The organism is Ochrobactrum sp. RH2CCR150 (assembly GCA_014138095.1).
Classification (GTDB): Bacteria; Pseudomonadota; Alphaproteobacteria; order Rhizobiales; family Rhizobiaceae; genus Brucella; species Brucella gambitense.
Window position 1 is genome coordinate 671,030 of record JACGXE010000001.1, and the last position, 19,602, is coordinate 690,631.

Sequence of the window (19,602 nt, forward strand, 5' to 3'; positions counted from 1 at the left end):
CCAAAAAGCAAAAGCCCCGCTTATCCGGCGGGGCTTTTCGTTTGCTGAAAATCTTGTTTCACGAACATCCTCACCGGAATGTTCTCACTGGCTCACAGATCGCACCCTCACAGCAGGTGCCGGTCTCCTCAAACCGGGATTCTTGCCGGATACCAATCAGTGCAGCAGCGAGCCGATGCTTTGGAATAGTGCCCAGCCGAGAAATGCAGCTGGTACGGACAGTGCCGCCAGCATGATCCCCAGAAAGACATACGCCGCTTCATTCGGCGAGCGTTTGGTTTGTTCCGGAGCTTTGTGCCATTGTGCAGGAACGCCATCAAACATCGTATAAATCCTCCTTCTCCCCATACCAGATTAGGGATCGAGGGCTTATTTCTTCAAGTCAAAATAAATCGATGTATTTTAACTTATGTTTGTGGTAAAAGCGGCGCGTAACTGCTTGATATTGGCCGCTTTATCGGCCTGAGTAGCACCACAATCCTCTAAAAGTGCTTGATAGTAAACATTTTTACTTTAATACTGTAAGTATTGTTATATCCGAAGTTTCAAAACTTTCTGAAATTCGAAATCGATTCACGAGCAATCTGCGTCAAAATGGCACGCATGCCCGAGCGCCGGTTTGGCGCTGTCGAGAGTGCGCATAAGCCAGCGGTGGAGCGGCGGGCATTCCGCTTGAGTCGCATCATCCGGATTGAAGCGGATTTCAGTAAAAGCTGGTCGGGAAATAGCGCAGATATAGCTCGGTCAGGACGCCCTTTTGCTGCAAGGCTTGCAGGGCATTGTTGATTGCGCTGGCAATAGCGGCGTCGTCACGGGAGACGGCAATGCTGAGGCCGGGTCCGAGATATTGCGGCGCAAGATAGGGGCCATCGGTCAAGGAGCAGCAATTGCCGCTTTCAGCATCGTTGAGCCAGAAGGACAGCGCCATACCGTCATCGAACACGCTATCAAGCTTGCCGACTTTGAGGTCGGCAAGCATGGCTGCCCGATCGGGATAGGGCTTTGCCTGCGCTTGTGGGAAATAGCTCTTGAGAAGCTGTTCATGCGCCGTGCCGGCAATGACACCAACCGATTTGCCGCGTGTGGCGAACGAAGCAGGTTGCGCAAAGATCTTGCTGTTCTGCGTCGCGAAGCGCGCAGGCAGCCGCATATAGCTGCGCGAAAAGACGAAATCCTTCCGCCGTTCTTCGGTGGGCTGCCAGCCGCCGATAATCGCTTCGGCATCGCCTTTCAGTACACGATCTTCCAGCTCATTCCACGGCGCAGCTTCGATCTGGCAAATATCCTCGATGCCGAGCTGGCGGCAGAGCGCCTTGGCCAGATCGACATTATAGCCGGAGAGCTGCCCCTGATTATTGAGCATGTTGAAGGGCGGAAAATCCACCGTGGTGATGAACCGCAGTCGCGTCAGCTTTTGCAGCGATGGCAAAGGCAGGCGTTCCTTCTGGTTGAAAAAATCCGGGGCGGACGGAGCCGTCTGCGCGAAAGCAGTCGGGCTTGCAGCCAGCAGGCCCGCCAAAATCACCAAGCTTGAAAAACAACGTTTCATTGGCAGGCTTCCTATCATGCGCGGCATAATTTCGCGTTAACGCGCAACTTGCAAGGGTTGCATGTTGCTCGGCCTACAAAATACATGTTGCTTTTTTGTAATACTATTTTACTTTCATTCTTACAATAATAAGTGAATTGAAGCAGAGTAATATGTAAATATATTCTATAATTAGGATATAATAAAACAAAAACTACTGATCTATATTTATCGAGTATCATTTGTCCAGCGTCGGGGGGCGTTATGAACAGCGGATCGAGTGGCTTCGATCTGGAGATATGCGGTGCCATATCTGCCAGATTGCAGCGTCGTGGCATTGCGCGTTGCTTGCTCCTCGGGGCTTATGGCGAAGCGGTGCGCAATGGGACCACATTTTGCACGGAGCTTGTCCAGCAGCCGGGCGTCAGCGAAACCGCTGTTTTCGAAGCGATTGCGGATTTGCTGGGTCTTGATTTTACACAGGAGCTGCTGCCATCGCGCGTGTTCATTTCCGATGAATACGCCTTCCACAATCTCACCGATATCGCGCAGGTCACGACCATCGGGCAGGACGGTACGACATATCTTTATATTGCGCCAACAGAGCATCGGATCAGGAGCCTGCTTAAGCATGTGCGTGCGAATCCATCGCTGCGCAAACGCATCCGCATCTGCACGCCCACGCTTTTGCGGCAGATATTGCGTCGGCGTTATCGCGCGCAGCTGATTGATCGAGCCCGGCAGATGACACCGCAATCCCTTTCAGCTGCACGTGTCCTTCATAGCTGGCAGGCCTTTGGCATCGCGATGGCGCTTTATCTGCTAATCGCCGCCATCATCAACTGGCCTTTGCAGACATTTCTGGCGATGCATGTCCTGATGACATTGTTCTTTTTTGGCTGCGTTTTGATCCGGCTGTTTGCCGTGACGACCGGCGGGCGTCTGCGTTTCGTGGAAATCTCGCCGCTGATGAAACGGGATTTGCCTGTCTATTCCGTGCTTGTGCCGCTCTATCGGGAAAAGGAAGTGATCGGCCAGCTGGTTGCCGCCCTAAACGGGATCAATTGGCCGCCTAGCAAGCTGGAGATCAAGCTCGTCTGCGAGGAAGATGATTTCGAGACACGCGATGCGATTGAACGCCAGCATCTGCCTGCCAATTTCGAGGTCATTCCCGTGCCGCCAGGTGGCCCGCGCACCAAGCCGAATGCGCTGAACTATGCTTTGCAATTTGTGCGCGGCGAGATTGTCGCGGTGTTCGACGCCGAGGATCGCCCGCATCCCGACCAGTTGCGCGAGGCGTGGCAGGCTTTCCTGCGCAATGGCGGACAGCTTGCCTGCGTTCAGGCGCCGCTGATCATCGGCAATTTCCGACACAATCTTCTGACCCGTATGTTTGCCTTCGAATATTCGGCGCTGTTTCGTGGGCTTCTGCCATGGCTGGCCGAGCAGGGGCTGGTCATTCCGCTTGGCGGCACGTCCAATCATTTTCGCCGGTCATGTCTGGAAGAAGTCGGCGGCTGGGATGCTTTCAACGTAACCGAAGATGCCGATCTCGGCATTCGTCTGGCGCGTTATGGATATAGCATCGGCACCATCAGTCGCGGCACAGTCGAGGACGCGCCGGAGGATTACGATGTCTGGCGCAAGCAGCGCACGCGCTGGATCAAGGGCTGGATACAGACTTGGCTGGTGCATGCCCGCGACCCTTATACGGCGCTGCGCCAGCTTGGCGGGTGGCGCTTTGCCATCAACCAGATCTATACGCTCGGCATCATCAGCTCAGCGCTGCTGCATCCGATCATGCTGGTGACGCTGGCCGTTCTGATGGTCAAACTGGTCATGCAGCCGCTGACGCCAAGCAGCCTCTCGCTGCTGCTGCTGGATGTGGTGAATATTCTGCTGGCCTATCTCAGCTTCTATCTGCTCGGCGCAAAAACCATGGAGCCGACAGAGCGCGGCGGTTATGCCTATCTGCCCGGAATACCGGTCTACTGGCTGTTGATTTCGCTCTCGGCCTGGCGGGCTTTGTGGCAGCTGGTGCGCAAGCCACATCTCTGGGAGAAAACCCCGCACAGGCCGAGTATTTTTTATTTGGGTGTGGACGACTGCGTGATGAATGCCGAACCGCGACCGATAATGGACTGATCTTCCGGGCCGATGGCGTCGAGATCACGGCCGTCATAAGGCAAGGTCAGAAGGATGCGTCGGATGGCGGCCAGTCGGGCGCGCCGCTTGTCGTTGGAACGCACGATGGTCCATGGCGCATAGCCGCTGTCGGTACGCTCAAGCATGGTGTGGAGCGCTGCGGAATAATCATCCCAGCGCGAAATACCGGCCACGTCCATCGGCGAGAATTTCCAGCTCTTGAGCGCGCTGTGGCGGCGCTCATGGAAGCGCTTCAGCTGCATTTCCTGGCCGATATCGAGCCAGAACTTGAACAGGTGAATGCCGTCCGTCACGATCATGCGCTCGAAATCCGGCGTTTCCGTCAGGAAGATTTCCAGCTGTGCGGGCGTGCAGAAACCCATCACCGCTTCAACGCCAGCCCGGTTATACCAGGAACGGTCGAAGGTGACGAATTCGCCCGCCGTCGGGAAGTGGGCGACGTAGCGCTGGAAATACCACTGGCCGCTTTCGGTCGGCGTCGGCTTCGGCAGGGCCACATTGCGCGCAGTACGCGGGTTCATGAATTCGCGGATCGTAAAGATCGTACCGCCCTTGCCAGCCGCATCGCGCCCTTCAAAAACGCTGATGACGCGCCCGCCGGTCGATTGCAGCCAGTATTGCAGCTTGACGAGCTCAATCTGCAGGCGTTCGAGGGTCGCCTCATATTCATCGCTCTTCATCCTGGACGAATAGGGATAGCCGCCCGATTGCAGAGCCTGATCGTCGATCCAGTTGGGAAGCTTGGGATCGTTGATATCGAACTTGCGGGTTTCGCCATCGAGCTTCAGCTTGATGGGCTTATCGGCGGCTGGGGTATCGCTTTTTTTGTCGTTCTTTTTGTTAGCTGTCTTCGAACTGTCACCCACGGCAATTCCCTTTCGTTTATATCAATCCATGATATGGGCATATGAGAAGCTACGTAAAGACGCCGACGCTGATTTCGACTGAGGCATAAAGGTTTGTCGTCACGCGTGTTCGGGTCGGGGAAAACGGTTTTCCGGCTTTGGCAACAGGTTCAGCGAAGGCATCAGGGCCTGGAGCAATTCCAGCAAAAGTGCGAAGCAGTTTTGTGTGGGGTAGCGCGTAAAAACAAATAGATAGAGCGGTTCACCGATTCCGTTTTAACCGGAACCGCTCTAGTCCAAGGGATAGACAATGAGTGAAGACAACCGCCGTGCCGATGATGCCGAGACCGCCCCGGAGACGCGCGCTCCGGAAGCGTCGATCTTTGCTCCGCTGGGGCGGGTGAAAGGCGTTCTCGTTGTCAGCATGGTTCTGGCGGTTTGCGTCATGGCTCTGGAACTGCCGTTCTGGTTCCGGGCGGCGCTACTGGCGCTGGTGGTGCTGGGGGCGGTCTGGGTTGCCAATGAAGTCGGCAGTGGTGAGCCCGACGCAGATCCGGTCAAGGATGAAGACCAAAGCGAAATGGCCGGTGTTTCCGGCGAGCGGCTGGCCGATCTCCTCACTGATCCGATGATCGTCTTCGACCATGGCGGCACGGTGCTGTTCGCCAATGCGGCCGCGCTGGAGGCTTTCCAGTCACTCGAAGGCGGAACCGCGCTTTATCTGCGTTTTCGCGCACCGGAAATGCATGCGCTCATTCAAGGCGTTATTGCCGATGGCGAACCGCGCAGCATCGAATATTTCGAGCGCGTGCCGATCGACCGCTGGTACAAGGCCATGGTCAAGGCGCTGCCAGATGCGGAAGGGCGGCCTGAGCTGTTCGTGCTTATCTTCCGCGATCAGAGCGAAACCCGACGTATCGACCGCATGCGGTCCGACTTCATCGCCAATGCCAGCCATGAATTGCGCACGCCGCTTGCCTCGTTGCGCGGTTTCATCGAAACCTTGCAGGGGCCAGCGCGGAACGACGTCGCGGCGCGTGACCGCTTTCTCGAAATCATGCAGAAGCAGGCCGAACGCATGTCACGCCTGATTGACGATTTGCTGTCACTTTCCCGGTTGGAAATGCGGGCGCATCTGGCGGTCAATGAAAGCGTGGACCTGACGTCTATTCTCAACCATGTCGCAGACACGCTGAACCCGCTGGCCGCCAATCTGGATGTGGTGATCGAGCGCAATCTGCCCGATCATCCGCTGCTGGTGACCGGCGCCCGTGACGAGCTGATACAGGTCTTCCAGAACCTTGTCGAAAATGCCTGCAAATACGGGCAGGCGGGCAAGAAGGTCATCGTCAAGCTCGAGGCGGATGAAACCGGCAGTGCGCCCGAAGTCGTGGTTTCCGTACAGGATTTTGGGCCGGGTATCTCGACTGAGCATCTGCCGCGCCTCACCGAGCGGTTCTATCGCATCGATGTGGAAACCAGCCGCGCTCAAAAGGGCACCGGGCTGGGGCTTGCCATCGTGAAGCATATTCTGGCCCGTCATCGCGGACGTCTGGTTGTGCGCTCGCAGCTGGGCGAAGGCTCAACCTTCATGGTGCGCCTGCCAAAGCGTGCGGGCTGAATTCAACGCGACAGGCGGCGCAGAAGCTCCCATTTGAGCGGACGAAGCCGCTTGTAAAGGCGGGTGGTGCGCAGGCCGTCGATGGTCCGCTGATAGGCGAGCGCGAGCTTGCCGCGCGGGGTGTGGGCAACCACATAATCGCGCATCGGGATTTCGATGTTGGCGAAATCGTTCTTCCAGGGCTCGTTGCCGAAGCCGAGGTCAAAGCAATCGTAGTCATCGGCCTTCAAGGCTTCGACCAGGCGCAACATCAGCACTTTGCCGGGCGAATATTTGTTCCAGATGCCGTCTTCGAAGGTAGTGATCATTGCGCAATAATGCCGTTTGCGTGTGACGCTCCACATGGTGGCGACGACCGCGTTATCCATCGTCAGAACGGAAAAGTGCAGGGCATTCACGGCAGCCAGAGGTTCGGTCACCATTTCGAAGAAACGACGCTTTTCGGGATGGGTCTCGAAACCGGGCACTTTGGTGTCTTCAAAACGCTTCTGCTTTTGTTGCAGCATGGTTTCGAGAAAGGTTGCCCGTTCCTGCGCGTCGCGCGTGACCAGAAAGCGATAGCGCCCGGCGCGGCGCAGCGCCTTGCCGCGCTTGGCAATGGTGCTGTAGCCGCGGATCGACTGTTCGATCTCCGGCATGGGGCGGTCAAGCGTGACCCAATGCGTGCCCGCCGAACAATCGCGATTGGACAGGCCCCAGAAAGGATTGGCCCGGCCTTCGACTTCCTGCGGCATCTTTTCAAACGCCACCATGTCGAAGGGCGGCAGGGCTGCAAAAATCTGCTTCAGCAGGGCTTCGGCGCCTGCTACATCCCAATGTGGCGTGTCTTCAAAAAGGATCGGCGCGTTGTAATCGGAAACACCGTCATCCACGAAAGACAGAATGCGTGCACCATAGCGCTGCATGATGCAAAACGGGACGAACAGGACGGGTCGCTGGTTCTGGTCGCGGACTTCAATCAGGCAAAGCTGAGCTTTATGCGCTTCGCCATAGCTTGCTTCCCAGGCGCGTAGAAAGGTTCTGGACTGGAAGACATAAAGCGCGCAACCGCTGCTGTCGTCGGCGTCGGGCCAATCCCTGGATAAGTCGTCGACGCGACCATGCACTTTGATTTGGAAATTGGCACTCGACATCAGCAGCCTTGAAATATCTGTTTGTTTGCCGGTTCATAAGCTGATCGCACAATATGAACTGACGAATCGACATCGTCATAACGGGGTTTAGTTTATTTGAAACTAAACAGAACTATGAAATGCTGGAAATCATCGTGGAAGTTTAACCTCTTCAAGCGATGACTGTCGATAATCAACCGGGAGCGGACAAGACGGTAATGTCAGTTTCGATTATCATCAAGACTTTGAATGAAGAACAGCGCATCGCCGCTGCGATTGAGAGCGCTCTTGCAGCTTTGCCTGACGGTCAGGTCGAAGTCATCGTCTCCGATAGCGGCTCGACGGACCGTACGGTGGAGATTGCCAGCGCCTATCCTGTGCGGGTGGTGCAGATCGAAGCGCCCGCACGGGCAAGCTGCGGTCTTGGCCCGCAACTGGGCTTTCAATATTCCACGCAGCCTTTCATCTGCCTGATCGACGGCGACATGATCATCGAGCCGGATTTTATTCCCGCCGCCCTGCAATATATGGCCGACCACTCGGAAACCGGCGGCGTGACCGGGCATGTGGTGGACCAGATACTGGAAAGCCTCGAATTTCAGCGTCGTGCACGCAGGCAGACACCGGAAAAGCAGGCCGGTAATATCGACCGGATGAATGGCGGCGGTCTCTATCGCCGTGCCGCCATCGAGCAGGCGGGCTATTTCTCCGACCGCAATCTGCATGGTCATGAAGAGTTCGATGCGGGCGTGCGCCTGCGCACCCATGGCTGGAAACTCTATCGTCTAGACCGGCCTTTCGTGCAGCATTTCGGCTATTCGATGAATGCCTACAAGCTTTTGACGCGCCGCTGGAAAAGCAAATATCTGCGCGGCACGGGCGAGGTGCTGCGCGCGGCTGTTGGCCAGCCGCACTGGCAAAATGTTATAAAGGAATTACCGGAACTGCGCCTCTGGGGCGTGGTTTACATTTGGTGGCTGGTGGTGATCGCAGCACTTTTGCTGGGCTTTGTCACGCCTTGGGCAGTTGTCGCAGCGCTTGTCTTCGCGCTGTTGCCTTTCGTGCTGATGTCGCTCCGCGAACGCAGCGTTTCGCTCGGCGTCTATGCGGTTGTGGCATGGATTTTCCATGCGGCTGCCATGCCGCTCGGCTTCTTCCAGCCGCGCCGAAAGCCGCAGGACTGGATCGAAAGCCGGGTCTTGAATGATATCCCGAAAGAGACCCCGAAAGGGGCCTCATGAGAAAGTCGCTCGCCGCTCTTCTCATCTGTGTTGCCGGTCTTGGCGCCTTTGCGTTCTGGCCGGAAACGACTGTTGCGGAAGAGTGGATGCCGGTCAAGGAAACCCGGCTGGAAATGACGCCGGGCAGTCCGCTCGACTTCTCGTCCTTTCTGCCCAATCCTGCGATCGATGAGCAAGGCCGCATCGTGGCCAATGCCGCCGGGCGTCTCGTTCGGGAGACAAAACCGGACCAGCCTGTGAGGCTGTTCTGCGCGTCGCTTTCCTGGCGATTGCCGTCGGCAGGCAAGATCGATCACGCTTTCATCGATCGCTATGTGCAGCAGCTGCGCCTGCATGGCTACAATATTGCACGACTGCATTTTCTCGATACCGATCTGATGTTCTATCGGGATGGAGACTTCAACTTCGACCCCGAAGCTCTGGATCGCATTCGCTATCTGATGGCCGCGTTGAAACGCGAAGGCATTTACTGGACCATCGACGGACTGACGGCGGAAAGCGGTGCGCTTGGCGGCAAGGATATCAACCGCTGGGGACCGGAAGGCAATCTGAAGCGCCGCATCTATGTGGACGACACAGCCTTCGAACACTGGCTGCGGTTTCAAAAAGAAGTCTATGCGACGGTCAATCCCTATACGGGACTGGCCCCGTTGCAGGACCCGGCGCTGGCGCTGATCATTCCGTTCAATGAGAATGGTATCGAATTCACCAGTTTCCTGCATGGCAAGCAACCAGGCGGCCCTTTCTGGCCGGGTTTTGCTCCAGCGTTCAACGCGTTTTTGAAAAACCGTTATACCAACACGGCTGCACTTTCGCGTGCCTGGGGCGGTCTTGCCGCAGAGGAGAACCTCGAAGCGGGAACAGTGCAACTGCCGCAGAGCCGTTCAGGCGGCGGTGCGCGGCTGCATGATTTTCAGGCTTTCGTTGTCGAGCGGGAGCAGGCGCTGGCTGCACGGCTTGAGGCCGCTTATCGAACGCTTGGCTATCAGGGGCTGATCGCACCCTACAACAACTGGTTTACGGTCCAGACCGCGCTGTCGCGTATGCCGCAACAGGCGGTCAGCGCCAATACCTATCATGACTGGACCGGGTCCATGGAACCCGGAACGACGATGAAGCAGAACAGCTCCATCGCCGATGCCGCCTCCTATGTGAGCGAGCTGGCCGCTGGCCGCTGGATCGGTCGCCCTTTCTTCGTTACCGAATACGAACATCTGTTCTGGAACCGCTATCGTTATGAAGCTGGGCTGGTTTTCCCGGCCTATGCTGCCTTGCAGGGCTGGGACGGTATCTGCCGCCACGGGCAGGGGCCGATCACGCTTGCCTTCGATGAGGCGGAGCCGCTTCGCCAGCGCATCGTGCCCTATACATTCGCGGTCGATCCGGTGGCGCGTGCGGGCGAAACGCTGGCCTCGCTTCTGTTCCGGCGCGGCGATGTCAAAACGGCGTCCTTCGCTGTCCCCTTCATGATGCAGGGTGAAGCCAGTCTTGGCGATTCGCTTGAAACACGTGAACCCGAAAGGCTGAAAAATCTGGCGCTGGTCGGCGGTATCGGCCTGTTCGCCTCGGGTCTGCACTGGCCGGAAAACACGGCCAAAGGCATCGAGATCAATTATCGCAATGTTGCGCTCGACAATGTTCTGGGCCGTTTGAAACAGACCGGCCTGCTGCCGGAGGACAATGCGACCGATCCCTATCGCGGCATCTTTGCCAGCGCGACCGGTGAAATCCTGCTGGAACGGGACCACACTCGTATGCGGGTCGTGACGCCCCGGACCGAGGCACTGGCCTTCGCCGATCTGAAGGACAGTTTGACGCTTGGGCAGCTGACCGTCGGTCATGCCGAAGAGCGCGGCCTTGTTTCCGTGTCGGCACTCGACGAACAGCCCCTGGCAAGCAGCGAGAAGATGCTGGTGATTTTCGCGACTGATGCCCGCAATACCGGCATGCGCTTTCGCGACGATGCGCAAAGGGTGATCGAGGATTGGGGGCGTCTGCCGGTGACCTTGCTGCGCAACCGCGTCGATATCCGGCTTGCTGGCGCTGCATCGGGTTGGAAATTGTCCGCCATCGGTCTCGACGGCAAGCTTCATGCGCCGGTCGCCACCGGCGAGGGGCCGGTGGAATTTCGCTTGGACAACGGCGCAGGCGTTGACGGGCCGACGACCTTTTTCCTGCTGGAGCGTCAGTTCAGCCGGTAGCGCACAATCTCACTGGAAGTCGGTCACCAGCCTGCTCCAGCTTTCGCCTGCAAGCCCGCCGATGAAAATGTCATTGTGATCCAGCGCATTCACGACGCCGGGATTTGCTGTCACCACGCAAACATTGGCCTTCAGACGGAAGAACATGACCGATTGCTGCGAAAGTGCGCCGAGAAAACGCGGATCGGCACGGCCCTGCGCCGCGATATGGCCCGCCTCCTGTAAATGCGACAGCATGACTTCGACAACGGCCTGCTCGCGGGTTTTGAGTGCCAGAACGCTGAGCACTTCGGCTATCCCGTTCGCCCGGGCGTAATAGCAGAAGAAACCGACCGGCTCGTCGCCTTTGCCGGAAACTGCGCAGAAGCGAAGCTCGCCGGCCGCACGGTTATCCCTGGCGAGGTTCAGCACCCATTGCAGGTCCTGTTCCGTCCAGGCGGGATAGGCGTCATAGGTGGGCAGCAACTGGCGGATCAGGCCGATAGCTTCGCCTTGATCGATCTCGCGCACCGCCAGTTTGCCATTGGTGGAGTTGCGCAATTTGGGTATCGGAACCAGCGCATCCAAAAGCTTGCCGACTTTTGCGGCGGGCCAGCCACGCAAAGCTGCACGGCGCTCGGCGACGAACTGGGCCACATAGCTCGCGCCGCGGAAAATCCGTGTCCATGCCAGACCATGCGTGTCGAGCGTGATGCCGCCAACCGCGCTGAAATGGCGCGTGCTGACAGGTGCTGCACTATCGCTGAATGAGAAATCGTTAGGACGCGAGCGCAAGGTGAGCGTGAGTTCAGCCGCACCGCGCGGCGAGCCGCCGGGCCGCATCATATAGGCGCAGAGCAGTCTGCCCATGACGATTTTGCCATCGACATGATAGGGGATCGGCAAGACGCAAAGAGTGCTGTCGATCTCGCCCTTGCTGTCCTCATGCACGATGCTGCACAGATCGGCATCGTAATAAGGGTTTTCGAAGAAAACATGCCGAAAATACTGGTCGAAACTCTCGCTGTGGGAGGTCGATTTGGGACGAAAGACCTGGGTAAACAGCGCGCGCACAGCTGGTATGTCATCGACACGCATCGGGCGCACCCGTTGTGTCTTTGTCTCCGCGACAGATATGCTCCCCACTTTAACCTGCCCCTCTGCCCGGACGGACCGGGCTTAGACTTGAACCTCTTTCCTTGCAGCTGCTTCGCGGCTTCTTTTGACGAGGTAGAAGACGCAGCACCACGAAGCCAACACGATACATATTTCAATAAAGTAAATTGCGGTGAAAGTGCCGGTGATTGGCGCATACCATGTGGCCGCAGCCAGCAGCGGCGCACCCAGAATATTGCCGACATTCAGCACCGCAGTACGATAGGTGTGTTGGCTGGCCGCACCGAGCAAATCCACCGCAATCGACCAGAGTGCAACGAAGATCGTGATCCAGCACAGCGTGCGGCAGAAGGCGATCAGCGTCGTGTATTCCTTGCCGAATAAGAGTGGAAGATAGGGCGCAGCGATGAAGACGACCAGTGAGGTCATCGTTCCAATCAACAGAGAGGCTCCCAACAGGCGCAGCGTGATAGGCAAGGCATGATGAATGCCATTGGCGCTGGCTTGCGACAGGCGCGGATAGACGAGGCGGTTCATCGCATCAATGGTCAGCATGCTGCTGTCGACGATACGGCGCGTCACGCCATAGCTGCCGACAATGCTGGGTGCGACGAGCGCACCGAGAATGAGCAGATCGGCATTCTGGCGAACGGCGCGGAAGATAAATTGTGAGGCGAACATGATGCCGAGGCGGATTTCTTCCCGCACGATGCGATATTGCGGCGCGCCGAGCCTGCGCAGAAATAACGCATAGATGACGAGCACCAGCACATGGCAGCCGAACTGCCAGTAGGCCCATTGTACGACCGTTGAGACATCGAACACGAAGCATGCAATCACTGCCGCCAGAGTGCGCGCTACGGCAAAGCCGACCACCGAGAGATTGGCGGCAACGAAGTCGGTATGGGCGATATAAATCTGTTCGACGAGAAGGATGGCGCGGACAAGCACGATATTGGTGACGAGCAGAAAGAACATGCCGAGATAATTGCTGGCGAATTCCGGAACGGATTCAAGCCAGAATGGCAAAACGATCATGCCGAGGATTACCAGCACGATGCCGCTCGTCACAATGAGGATGATATTGTGGCCGAGCATGGCGGGATAGATGTCGGGATTCTGCGCCACGCGCCGCACGAGACATTCAGCGCCGCCAAGCCCGCAAATGTAGTTTGCGATGGCCGTGATCGCCATGACGGTCACGAAAAGCCCGAACTCGTGCGATCCCAGATAGCGTGCCAGAATGGCAAAAGTCAGCAGCTGCGCGACATTGGCGGCAAACAGACTGCCGCTCGATGCGGCATAGGACAACAATGTGGGCCAGTAGCGTTTTAACATTTCATACTGCGAACTTAAGAGAGTAATTTGAACGGCATTATCTGTCTGCGCTAACTTTGCATGTGGGTCCGACCCGGCATGGGTTTACCACAAGGGCCTTTTCCCTCTCCCGACCTACTCTATGTTTTCTGTCAGATGTAGCCTTGAAATATGAACCCTAACTGAACAGGTCATGTATTTTCCAGTCTTATCGCGCATCGCAACCCAATAGTTGTGATTAACCATTTTTTTTAATCTTCTCATATAAAAAGCAAAAAGACGGTTTCTCCCGCGATCAGGGTAACCATAGGCCAAGGCAACCATAGGATTGATCGATGTACACCTTGCGTGACCTTGCTTCAAAGGCTCAGCTACCGCGTGATGAAGGACGCGGCGCAGAGACGCTCGAGCAATGGAACCAGGCTTTGGCGCAGAACCATGCGCCGTCCTATCCGCGGCCTGCATCTGTGTCAGCCCCTGTTTCAGGGCCAATTCCCGATGAGGCAATCACCGACAGGCCGTCTGCTCCGCATCTGGACGAACCCGAAGCGAAATCTTCTGGCGGCGGGCTTATGTTGCCGGAAATCGACCTCTGGGCGGCACTTGAATGGGTTCGCGCGCGCTGGATATGGATTGTCATCCTCGCCGTAGCCGGTGCGCTGACAGGCCTTGCCTATGGCATGACGGCCAAGCCGCGCTATACGGCCTATACGGATATGCTGGTGCCGCCATCCGGCTTGCAGCTGCTGCCCAATGATATTTATGCCCAGAGCCTTCAGGCCGACAGCCAGATTCTCGACATTGAAAGCAAGATGAAAATGCTCGTGTCGGGCAATGTGCTGCGCCGTGTCGTGCAAAACCTCAATTTACAGAACGATGCCGAATTCGTGCCGCCGCCAGCCAGTTTCGATCTGCGCGCGCTGCTGGGTCTGGGCAAGCCGAAGGACCCATCGGATGATACGCTGACGGCGGTGCGCGCATTGTCGCAGCGCATTGTCGTGACCCGTCCCGAACGATCCTATCTCGTGACGATCGGCGTCTGGACCGATAATCCGGAAAAGTCGGTGAAGGTTGCCGACGCGCTGGCGCAATCCTTTCAGGAGGAAGTTGCCGAAGCTGATGCAGACGGCGCAGGCCGTGCTGCCGCCGCGTTGTCGGAACGCCTGACCTCCTTGCAGAAAGCCGCAACGGACGCCGAAGAAAAAGTCGCCGCTTTCCGCCGCGCGCATGGCCTCCAGACAACCGGTGGCGAGCTGGTCAGCGCGCAATCCATGGCGCAGATCAACACCAAACTGCTCGATGCCCGATCGCGCCAGACGGATGCCAGCACCCGCTATAGCGAACTGACCCGCGATACGGGCAGCCCGGTCGGTCCGGCAAGCACGCTGCAATCGCCGACCATGACCAATCTGCGCAGCCAGTATGCGACACTGAAGCAGCGCTATGATGCGCTAACCATGACCTACGGTCCGCGCTATCCTGAACTCATCAACACGCAGCGCCAGATCGCCGGGCTGGAGCAGCAGATCGCCGCCGAACGTTCGCGTATTCTGCAATCGGCAAAGGTCGATCTGGATCAGGCCAATGCGGTCGTCGATGCGCTGAATGCGCAGGCCACGACGGCGCGCTCGGCTGTGGCGCTCGACAATGATGCGCAGGTGCAGCTGTCCGATCTCGAACGCGACATGGCCGCCAAGGTTTCGATCTACAACACATTCCTGACGCGCTCGACCGAAACGCATCAGCGCCAGCAGCTCGATGCCACCAATATCCGCGTGATCTCCACGGCAATCCCGCCCATCAGCCGCAGCTGGCCGCCGCGCACCGTGTTGCTCGGCGCTGGCGGTGGTTTCGTCGGCATGGGTCTCGGTGTGGCGCTCGCGCTTGCTCTGGGTTACCTTGGCGCATGGCGGAGAAATCGGGAGAGCCGTGTCTGATCTCGCTTCACATCGGCGTGTCGCGGCCCGTGCACCAATCAAGGCACAGGCCCATGATCTGACGTCGGTGTCGTCATCTTTCGGCGCTGCTCTCTTTCTCATCATGATCTTGTTTCTGTGGGTCGGGATCAGTCCTTACCCCGGAACCAGTGCCGAGATCGGTGCAAGCGCTTCGGCGGGCCAGTCGAACCTGCTGAACCAGCTGATGACGCTGACGATTTCCGTGGCCTTTCTTGCCTGTGGCCTGAGCAGTCCTTTGCGAAAGACCATCCTTCAGCCGCGCGTGCTGCTGGTAACCCTGTTTATCTGGATGTTTGTGACGGCCATTCTCTCGGCCCATCCCAGCATTGCAAGCCGCAAGGTGGTGCTGTCCATCCTGACCGCGCTCAACGCCAGCATATTCCTGCTGTTGCCACGCTCTGAAAACCAGATGGCGCGCCTGTTGCTGATCGGCTCGTTCATCACGCTCGGCTTTGCCTATTTCGGCGTCATCTTCCTGCCGAGCAGGGCAATCCATCAGGGCACCGACGTGCTGGAACCGATGCTGGCAGGTGCGTGGCGTGGACATTTTCCGCACAAGAACGCGGCAGCGGCAGCACTGGTGCTGCTCAGTTTCTTCGGGCTTTATGGCTGGCAGAAAGGCTATCGCAAGGCTGGCGGGCTGGTCGTGGTGCTGTGTGTTTTCTTCCTGCTGCATACGGGCGGCAAGACATCGACAGCCATGCTTCCCTTCATCGCCATCATGTCTCTCATCTTCATGCATTGGCGCTGGACACGCATTCCCATCGCCATTGGCGGGGTGGCTGCGTTCAATTTTGTGGCCGTGGGTGCTGCGGTTTCCGACCCCATCCGTCAGCTCATCACAAGCCTTGGTATTGACGCGACATTTACCAACCGCGCCGATATTTGGCGCATAGCCTTTTCAGCAGTCGCTAAAAAGCCGATATTTGGTTACGGGCTGGACTCGTTCTGGAAAACACCGGAAATGGTCTATGCCGGAGGAGGCGGGGCGACATGGGCAGTCGCAGCTTTCAACGCGCATAATGCCTATCTGGATATGATGATCAATGCGGGTGTGTTTGGCCTGATCCTTATGCTGATCTGGCTGATGATCCTGCCGCTACGTTATATCAGGGCAGCCGAAGCGACGGGGAACGATCCTGCATTGACGCTTCTGTTCAGCCGTTTGTGGTTATACGGCCTCTATGCATCCTGCATGGAAAGCACGTTTTTCCAGAATGGCAGCTCTGTTTGGTTTTGTTTGATGATTGCCATTTTCGGCATGCGTCTTCAGGCGAAGGCGCGACTTGTGAGTTAAGCTTTTTGGGGCAAAGGCTTGGTAAAAACAATGGAACAGGACAGATTGGGCTGGGCAAGGGCACGTTTGGACCGGCTGAACAACAGATTGCACGACGCGCTGAGCCGTAGCTTTCCGCTGCGGCCTTTTTCGCTTCCGAAGGACCGGCGGATCATCAGCTTCACATTCGACGATGTTCCCGATACCGCCGAAAGCGTAGGCGCGAAGATACTGGAACAATACGGCTTTCACGGCACGTTTTATATTGCCGGTGGTCTGGTTGGTTCCGTTGAGGCGCATCGCCAGCTGATTACGGAAGAGGGCCTCCACCGGCTTGCGCAAGCCGGGCACGACATTGGCTGCCACACTTTCGCGCACTGGAATGTGCCCTCGGTCGGCACGCGAGATCTTGTTGCGGATCTTGATCGCAACCACGCTTATCTGGGCGAGATCGAACCGGATCGGGTCGGACGGCGCAACTTCGCCTATCCCTATTGCGCGTCGTCGGTGCTATCGCGCGGCCTGTTTTCCGACCGTTTCGCGACCTGCCGCAGCGGCGGTGAGCGCATCAATCGCGATGCGGTCGATCTGGCCTTTCTGGAAGCCGTCGAGATACGGCAGCCGGAGCACCATGCGGAACAACTGACCCGTTGGATAGACGATCTCGTTGCAAGTCCGGGCTGGTTGATCTTTTACACGCATGATATCAGCGATAGGCCGACCCCGTTCGGTTGCACGCCGGAAACCTTTGAAAAGCTGGTTTCCCATGCGGCGCAGAGTGGCGTTGAAGTTCTGTCGATACGTGATGCGCTGGCTCATATCGGAGCAGATGGAGGTGCTCCCTGATGAAAGCAGCCGATCCGGATCACCGCTTGCTGGCGATCAATAATTATTTTTACCGGCGCGGCGGGGCTGAGGCGGTTTTCCTCGACCATATCAAGCTCTTTTCCGAGATTGGCTGGGAGACGGCTCCCTTTGCCATGCAGCATCCGGACAATTTCGCCTCCGACTGGTCATCCTATTTCGTGTCGGAAATCGAATATGGGCGCGAGAGCGGCCTGCTCACGAAGGTCGCGCAGGCAGGCAAGATCATCTATTCATGGGAAGCGCGCGACCGCATCAAGGCGCTGATCGAGCGTTTTCGGCCAAGCGTTGCCCATGCCCATAACGTCTATCATCACCTGTCGCCCTCGATCTTTCCGGTGCTGAAGGCGGCGGGCGTTCCGACGGTGATGACCGCGCATGATCTGAAGCTCGCATGTCCGGCCTACAAGATGCTGTCGCATAACCAGATCTGCGAGCGTTGCAAGGGCGGGCGCATCTACAATGTCGCGCTTCACAAATGCATCAAGGATTCGACGGCGCTGAGCGGGCTGGTTTTCGTGGAAACCGCCATCCATCGTACGCTCGGCCTTTATCGCAATACGCTCGACCGCATTGTGGTGCCGAGCCGGTTCTATATTTCGAAGCTGATCGAATGGGGCTGGCCTGAGGAAAAGCTGGTCTATATCCCGAATTTTGCGCAGACCGATAATCTCGAACCCTTTGAGCACGAAGGCGATTATTTCGCCTATGTCGGACGTCTCGCCCCTGAAAAGGGCATCGGCACGCTGATCCGCGCGGCGGCAATTTCCGGGCAGAAGCTGATTGTGGCCGGCACAGGGCCGGAGGAGCAATCCTTGCGCGCGCTGGCGGCTGAAACCGGCGGCGATGTCACTTTTGCGGGCTATGTCTCGGGCGAGCGGCTGCACCGGCTCATCGGCGAGGCCAAGGCGCTGATCCTGCCATCCGAATGGTATGAAAACGCGCCGATCAGCATTCTGGAGGCCTATGCGCTCGGTGTGCCGGTCATCGGTGCGGACATTGGCGGCATTCCCGAAATGATCGTGCCCGGTGAAACCGGCATGGTGGCCAGAACCGGCGATGCCGAAGATCTCGCCCGCGTCATGAGTGAAGCCGCCGGTCTGACGCCACAGGCCCGGCGCAAGATGGGTCGTCTGGGTCGCACCTGGGCAGGTCAGGAATTCTCGCCGGAGGCATACCGGAACCGGACACTGGAACTTTACGCGGAACTGGGAGCGCTTTGATGGGACAAGGGGCTAAAAGGCGACGCGTCATGATGCTCGGCCTGCGCGGTATACCCAATGTGCAGGGCGGCGTGGAGCGGCATGTCGAAGAACTGGCCCGTCTTTACATTGCCAAGGGTTGGGATGTGGAGGTGGTGGGCCGCAGCCCCTATCTCGACCGGAAGCAGCCCTATGTCTGGGAAGGCGTCAAGGTCACGCCGATCTGGGCGCCGACGTCGATGAAGTTCGAAGCCATCGTGCATACGTTCCTCGGTGTGCTGCGTGCCGGTTTCACGCGCCCCGATATCTTGCATATTCACGCCATCGGTCCCGCACTGGTGACGCCGCTTGCGCGCCTGCTCGGTTTGCGGACGGTCGTGACTCATCACGGATTCGACTACAACCGCCAGAAATGGGGGCGGTTAGCGCGCACGACATTGAAGCTTGGCGAAAAATGGGGAATGCGCTTTGCCAGCGCCCGCATCGCCGTCTCCAACGACATCGCGAAAACGGTTGAGCAACGCTATAACGTTCCCGTCACCTTCATCCCGAATGGCGTTACCCTGCGCGAGCCGAGCCGCGATCCGAGCTGGCTGGAAAAGCATGGGCTTGCCCCCAGCCGCTATATTGCGCTGGTCGCCCGCATCGTGCCGGAAAAGCGCCAGCTCGATCTGATCGAGGCTTTCGCCAAGCTCTCCGATCCGTCGCTGAAACTGGCTCTGATCGGCTCGGCTGAATATACCGCCGACTATGCCGGTGAGGTTCGCGCCCGCGCCGAGGCTGTGCCGGGCGTGGTGCTGACCGGCGCATTGCGGGGCGAGGAATTATCCGCGCTTTTCAGTCAGGCGGGGCTTTTCGTGCTGCCATCAAGCCACGAAGGCATGCCCATCGCGCTTCTGGAGGCCATGGGCTACGGCCTCAATGTGCTGGCAAGCGACATCACCGCCAATGTGGAAGTTGGGTTGCCCGACGACGACTATTTCCCGCTCGGCGATATCGAGGCATTGAAAAACGCGCTCCGCCGCAAGACCGACAACCCGCTGACGGCTGAACAGTCACAGCAACTCATCGACTGGATCGCCCGCGACTACAGCTGGGACGGCATCGCGGACCGCACGCTGAAGGTCTATGAGGAGGGGAATAAGTGAGTAGGGGAGTAGGGCAGTAGGGCAGTAT

At 57.8% G+C, this 19,602-nt stretch carries 15 protein-coding genes; 9 read left to right on the plus strand and 6 right to left on the minus strand.

Going from position 1 to position 19,602, the window contains the following annotated elements:
* Positions 1-156 precede the first annotated feature (156 nt).
* On the minus strand, positions 157-324 hold the full coding sequence (locus tag FHW03_RS03030; protein WP_171058783.1) for a hypothetical protein: 168 nt from the start codon (positions 322-324) through the stop codon (positions 157-159).
* A 379-nt stretch (positions 325-703) separates the two neighbouring features.
* The gene (locus FHW03_RS03035) at positions 704-1,549 is read right to left on the minus strand and encodes a transporter substrate-binding domain-containing protein (protein WP_182519289.1); all 846 of its coding nucleotides are present in this window, start codon (positions 1,547-1,549) and stop codon (positions 704-706) included.
* Positions 1,550-1,792: 243 nt separating this feature from the next.
* Here FHW03_RS03035 and FHW03_RS03040 point away from each other — a divergent pair, with 243 nt between their 5' ends.
* Positions 1,793-3,673, plus strand: coding sequence for a glycosyltransferase (locus FHW03_RS03040; RefSeq protein ID WP_182519290.1), 1,881 nt, complete (start codon positions 1,793-1,795; stop codon positions 3,671-3,673).
* Here the strand turns inward: FHW03_RS03040 and ppk2 are convergent.
* Positions 3,616-4,560 carry a polyphosphate kinase 2 gene (gene ppk2, locus FHW03_RS03045; protein WP_182519291.1) on the minus strand — a complete coding sequence of 315 codons (945 nt, stop codon included), beginning with the start codon at positions 4,558-4,560 and terminating at the stop codon, positions 3,616-3,618. The two genes, FHW03_RS03040 and ppk2, sit on opposite strands and share 58 nt — an antisense overlap.
* A 289-nt stretch (positions 4,561-4,849) precedes the next feature.
* Between ppk2 and FHW03_RS03050 the strand changes: the two genes are divergently transcribed.
* Positions 4,850-6,160, plus strand: coding sequence for an ATP-binding protein (locus FHW03_RS03050; RefSeq protein ID WP_182519292.1), 1,311 nt, complete (start codon positions 4,850-4,852; stop codon positions 6,158-6,160).
* A gap of 2 nt (positions 6,161-6,162) precedes the next feature.
* On the opposite strand, the gene FHW03_RS03055 is transcribed toward FHW03_RS03050, so the two are convergent.
* Positions 6,163-7,293 carry a GNAT family N-acetyltransferase gene (locus FHW03_RS03055; protein ID WP_182519293.1) on the minus strand — a complete coding sequence of 377 codons (1,131 nt, stop codon included), beginning with the start codon at positions 7,291-7,293 and terminating at the stop codon, positions 6,163-6,165.
* 197 nt (positions 7,294-7,490) lie between these two features.
* Here FHW03_RS03055 and FHW03_RS03060 point away from each other — a divergent pair, with 197 nt between their 5' ends.
* Together FHW03_RS03060 and FHW03_RS03065 are read left to right on the plus strand one after the other, a co-directional pair.
* On the plus strand, positions 7,491-8,513 hold the full coding sequence (locus FHW03_RS03060) for a glycosyltransferase family 2 protein (protein ID WP_182519294.1): 1,023 nt from the start codon (positions 7,491-7,493) through the stop codon (positions 8,511-8,513).
* A complete protein-coding gene (locus FHW03_RS03065; RefSeq protein ID WP_182519295.1) occupies positions 8,510-10,714 on the plus strand; it encodes a glycoside hydrolase in 2,205 nt (734 codons plus the stop codon). Before FHW03_RS03060 ends, FHW03_RS03065 begins: the two co-directional genes overlap by 4 nt.
* A 9-nt stretch (positions 10,715-10,723) precedes the next feature.
* Here the strand turns inward: FHW03_RS03065 and FHW03_RS03070 are convergent, their stop codons facing one another.
* Positions 10,724-11,791: a hypothetical protein gene (locus tag FHW03_RS03070; RefSeq protein WP_182519296.1), complete on the minus strand. Its 1,068-nt coding sequence runs from the start codon at positions 11,789-11,791 to the stop codon at positions 10,724-10,726.
* A gap of 81 nt (positions 11,792-11,872) precedes the next feature.
* A complete protein-coding gene (locus tag FHW03_RS03075; protein WP_182519297.1) occupies positions 11,873-13,147 on the minus strand; it encodes a lipopolysaccharide biosynthesis protein in 1,275 nt (424 codons plus the stop codon).
* Between the two features lie 314 nt (positions 13,148-13,461).
* Here FHW03_RS03075 and FHW03_RS03080 point away from each other — a divergent pair, with 314 nt between their 5' ends.
* From FHW03_RS03080 to FHW03_RS03100, 5 genes are read left to right on the plus strand one after another with little or no spacing between them, the layout of a single operon-like run.
* The gene (locus FHW03_RS03080) at positions 13,462-15,063 is read left to right on the plus strand and encodes a GumC family protein (protein ID WP_377513974.1); all 1,602 of its coding nucleotides are present in this window, start codon (positions 13,462-13,464) and stop codon (positions 15,061-15,063) included.
* Positions 15,056-16,381, plus strand: a complete 1,326-nt coding sequence (locus FHW03_RS03085; protein WP_377513976.1) for an O-antigen ligase family protein — start codon at positions 15,056-15,058, stop codon at positions 16,379-16,381. The genes FHW03_RS03080 and FHW03_RS03085 overlap by 8 nt, the downstream gene beginning before the upstream one ends.
* 30 nt (positions 16,382-16,411) lie before the next feature.
* A complete protein-coding gene (locus FHW03_RS03090; RefSeq protein WP_182519298.1) occupies positions 16,412-17,206 on the plus strand; it encodes a polysaccharide deacetylase family protein in 795 nt (264 codons plus the stop codon).
* Complete coding sequence (locus FHW03_RS03095; RefSeq protein ID WP_182519299.1) at positions 17,206-18,447, plus strand: glycosyltransferase family 4 protein; 1,242 nt, start codon at positions 17,206-17,208, stop codon at positions 18,445-18,447. The genes FHW03_RS03090 and FHW03_RS03095 overlap by 1 nt, the downstream gene beginning before the upstream one ends.
* Before the next feature lie 32 nt (positions 18,448-18,479).
* Complete coding sequence (locus FHW03_RS03100; protein WP_377514052.1) at positions 18,480-19,574, plus strand: glycosyltransferase family 4 protein; 1,095 nt, start codon at positions 18,480-18,482, stop codon at positions 19,572-19,574.
* Positions 19,575-19,602 lie beyond the last annotated feature (28 nt).

What these genes read in the sequence shown, in the direction of transcription:
- FHW03_RS03080 (WP_377513974.1), top strand. Translation starts at nt 13,462, where the DNA reads ATGTACACCTTGCGTGACCTTGCTTCAAAGGCTCAGCTACCGCGTGAT.
- FHW03_RS03035 (WP_182519289.1), bottom strand. Translation starts at nt 1,549, where the DNA reads ATGAAACGTTGTTTTTCAAGCTTGGTGATTTTGGCGGGCCTGCTGGCT.
- FHW03_RS03055 (WP_182519293.1), bottom strand. Translation starts at nt 7,293, where the DNA reads ATGTCGAGTGCCAATTTCCAAATCAAAGTGCATGGTCGCGTCGACGAC.
- FHW03_RS03060 (WP_182519294.1), top strand. Translation starts at nt 7,491, where the DNA reads ATGTCAGTTTCGATTATCATCAAGACTTTGAATGAAGAACAGCGCATC.
- FHW03_RS03095 (WP_182519299.1), top strand. Translation starts at nt 17,206, where the DNA reads ATGAAAGCAGCCGATCCGGATCACCGCTTGCTGGCGATCAATAATTAT.
- FHW03_RS03065 (WP_182519295.1), top strand. Translation starts at nt 8,510, where the DNA reads ATGAGAAAGTCGCTCGCCGCTCTTCTCATCTGTGTTGCCGGTCTTGGC.
- FHW03_RS03070 (WP_182519296.1), bottom strand. Translation starts at nt 11,791, where the DNA reads ATGCGTGTCGATGACATACCAGCTGTGCGCGCGCTGTTTACCCAGGTC.
- FHW03_RS03100 (WP_377514052.1), top strand. Translation starts at nt 18,480, where the DNA reads ATGCTCGGCCTGCGCGGTATACCCAATGTGCAGGGCGGCGTGGAGCGG.
- FHW03_RS03075 (WP_182519297.1), bottom strand. Translation starts at nt 13,147, where the DNA reads ATGTTAAAACGCTACTGGCCCACATTGTTGTCCTATGCCGCATCGAGC.
- FHW03_RS03090 (WP_182519298.1), top strand. Translation starts at nt 16,412, where the DNA reads ATGGAACAGGACAGATTGGGCTGGGCAAGGGCACGTTTGGACCGGCTG.
- FHW03_RS03030 (WP_171058783.1), bottom strand. Translation starts at nt 324, where the DNA reads ATGTTTGATGGCGTTCCTGCACAATGGCACAAAGCTCCGGAACAAACC.
- FHW03_RS03040 (WP_182519290.1), top strand. Translation starts at nt 1,793, where the DNA reads ATGAACAGCGGATCGAGTGGCTTCGATCTGGAGATATGCGGTGCCATA.
- FHW03_RS03050 (WP_182519292.1), top strand. Translation starts at nt 4,850, where the DNA reads ATGAGTGAAGACAACCGCCGTGCCGATGATGCCGAGACCGCCCCGGAG.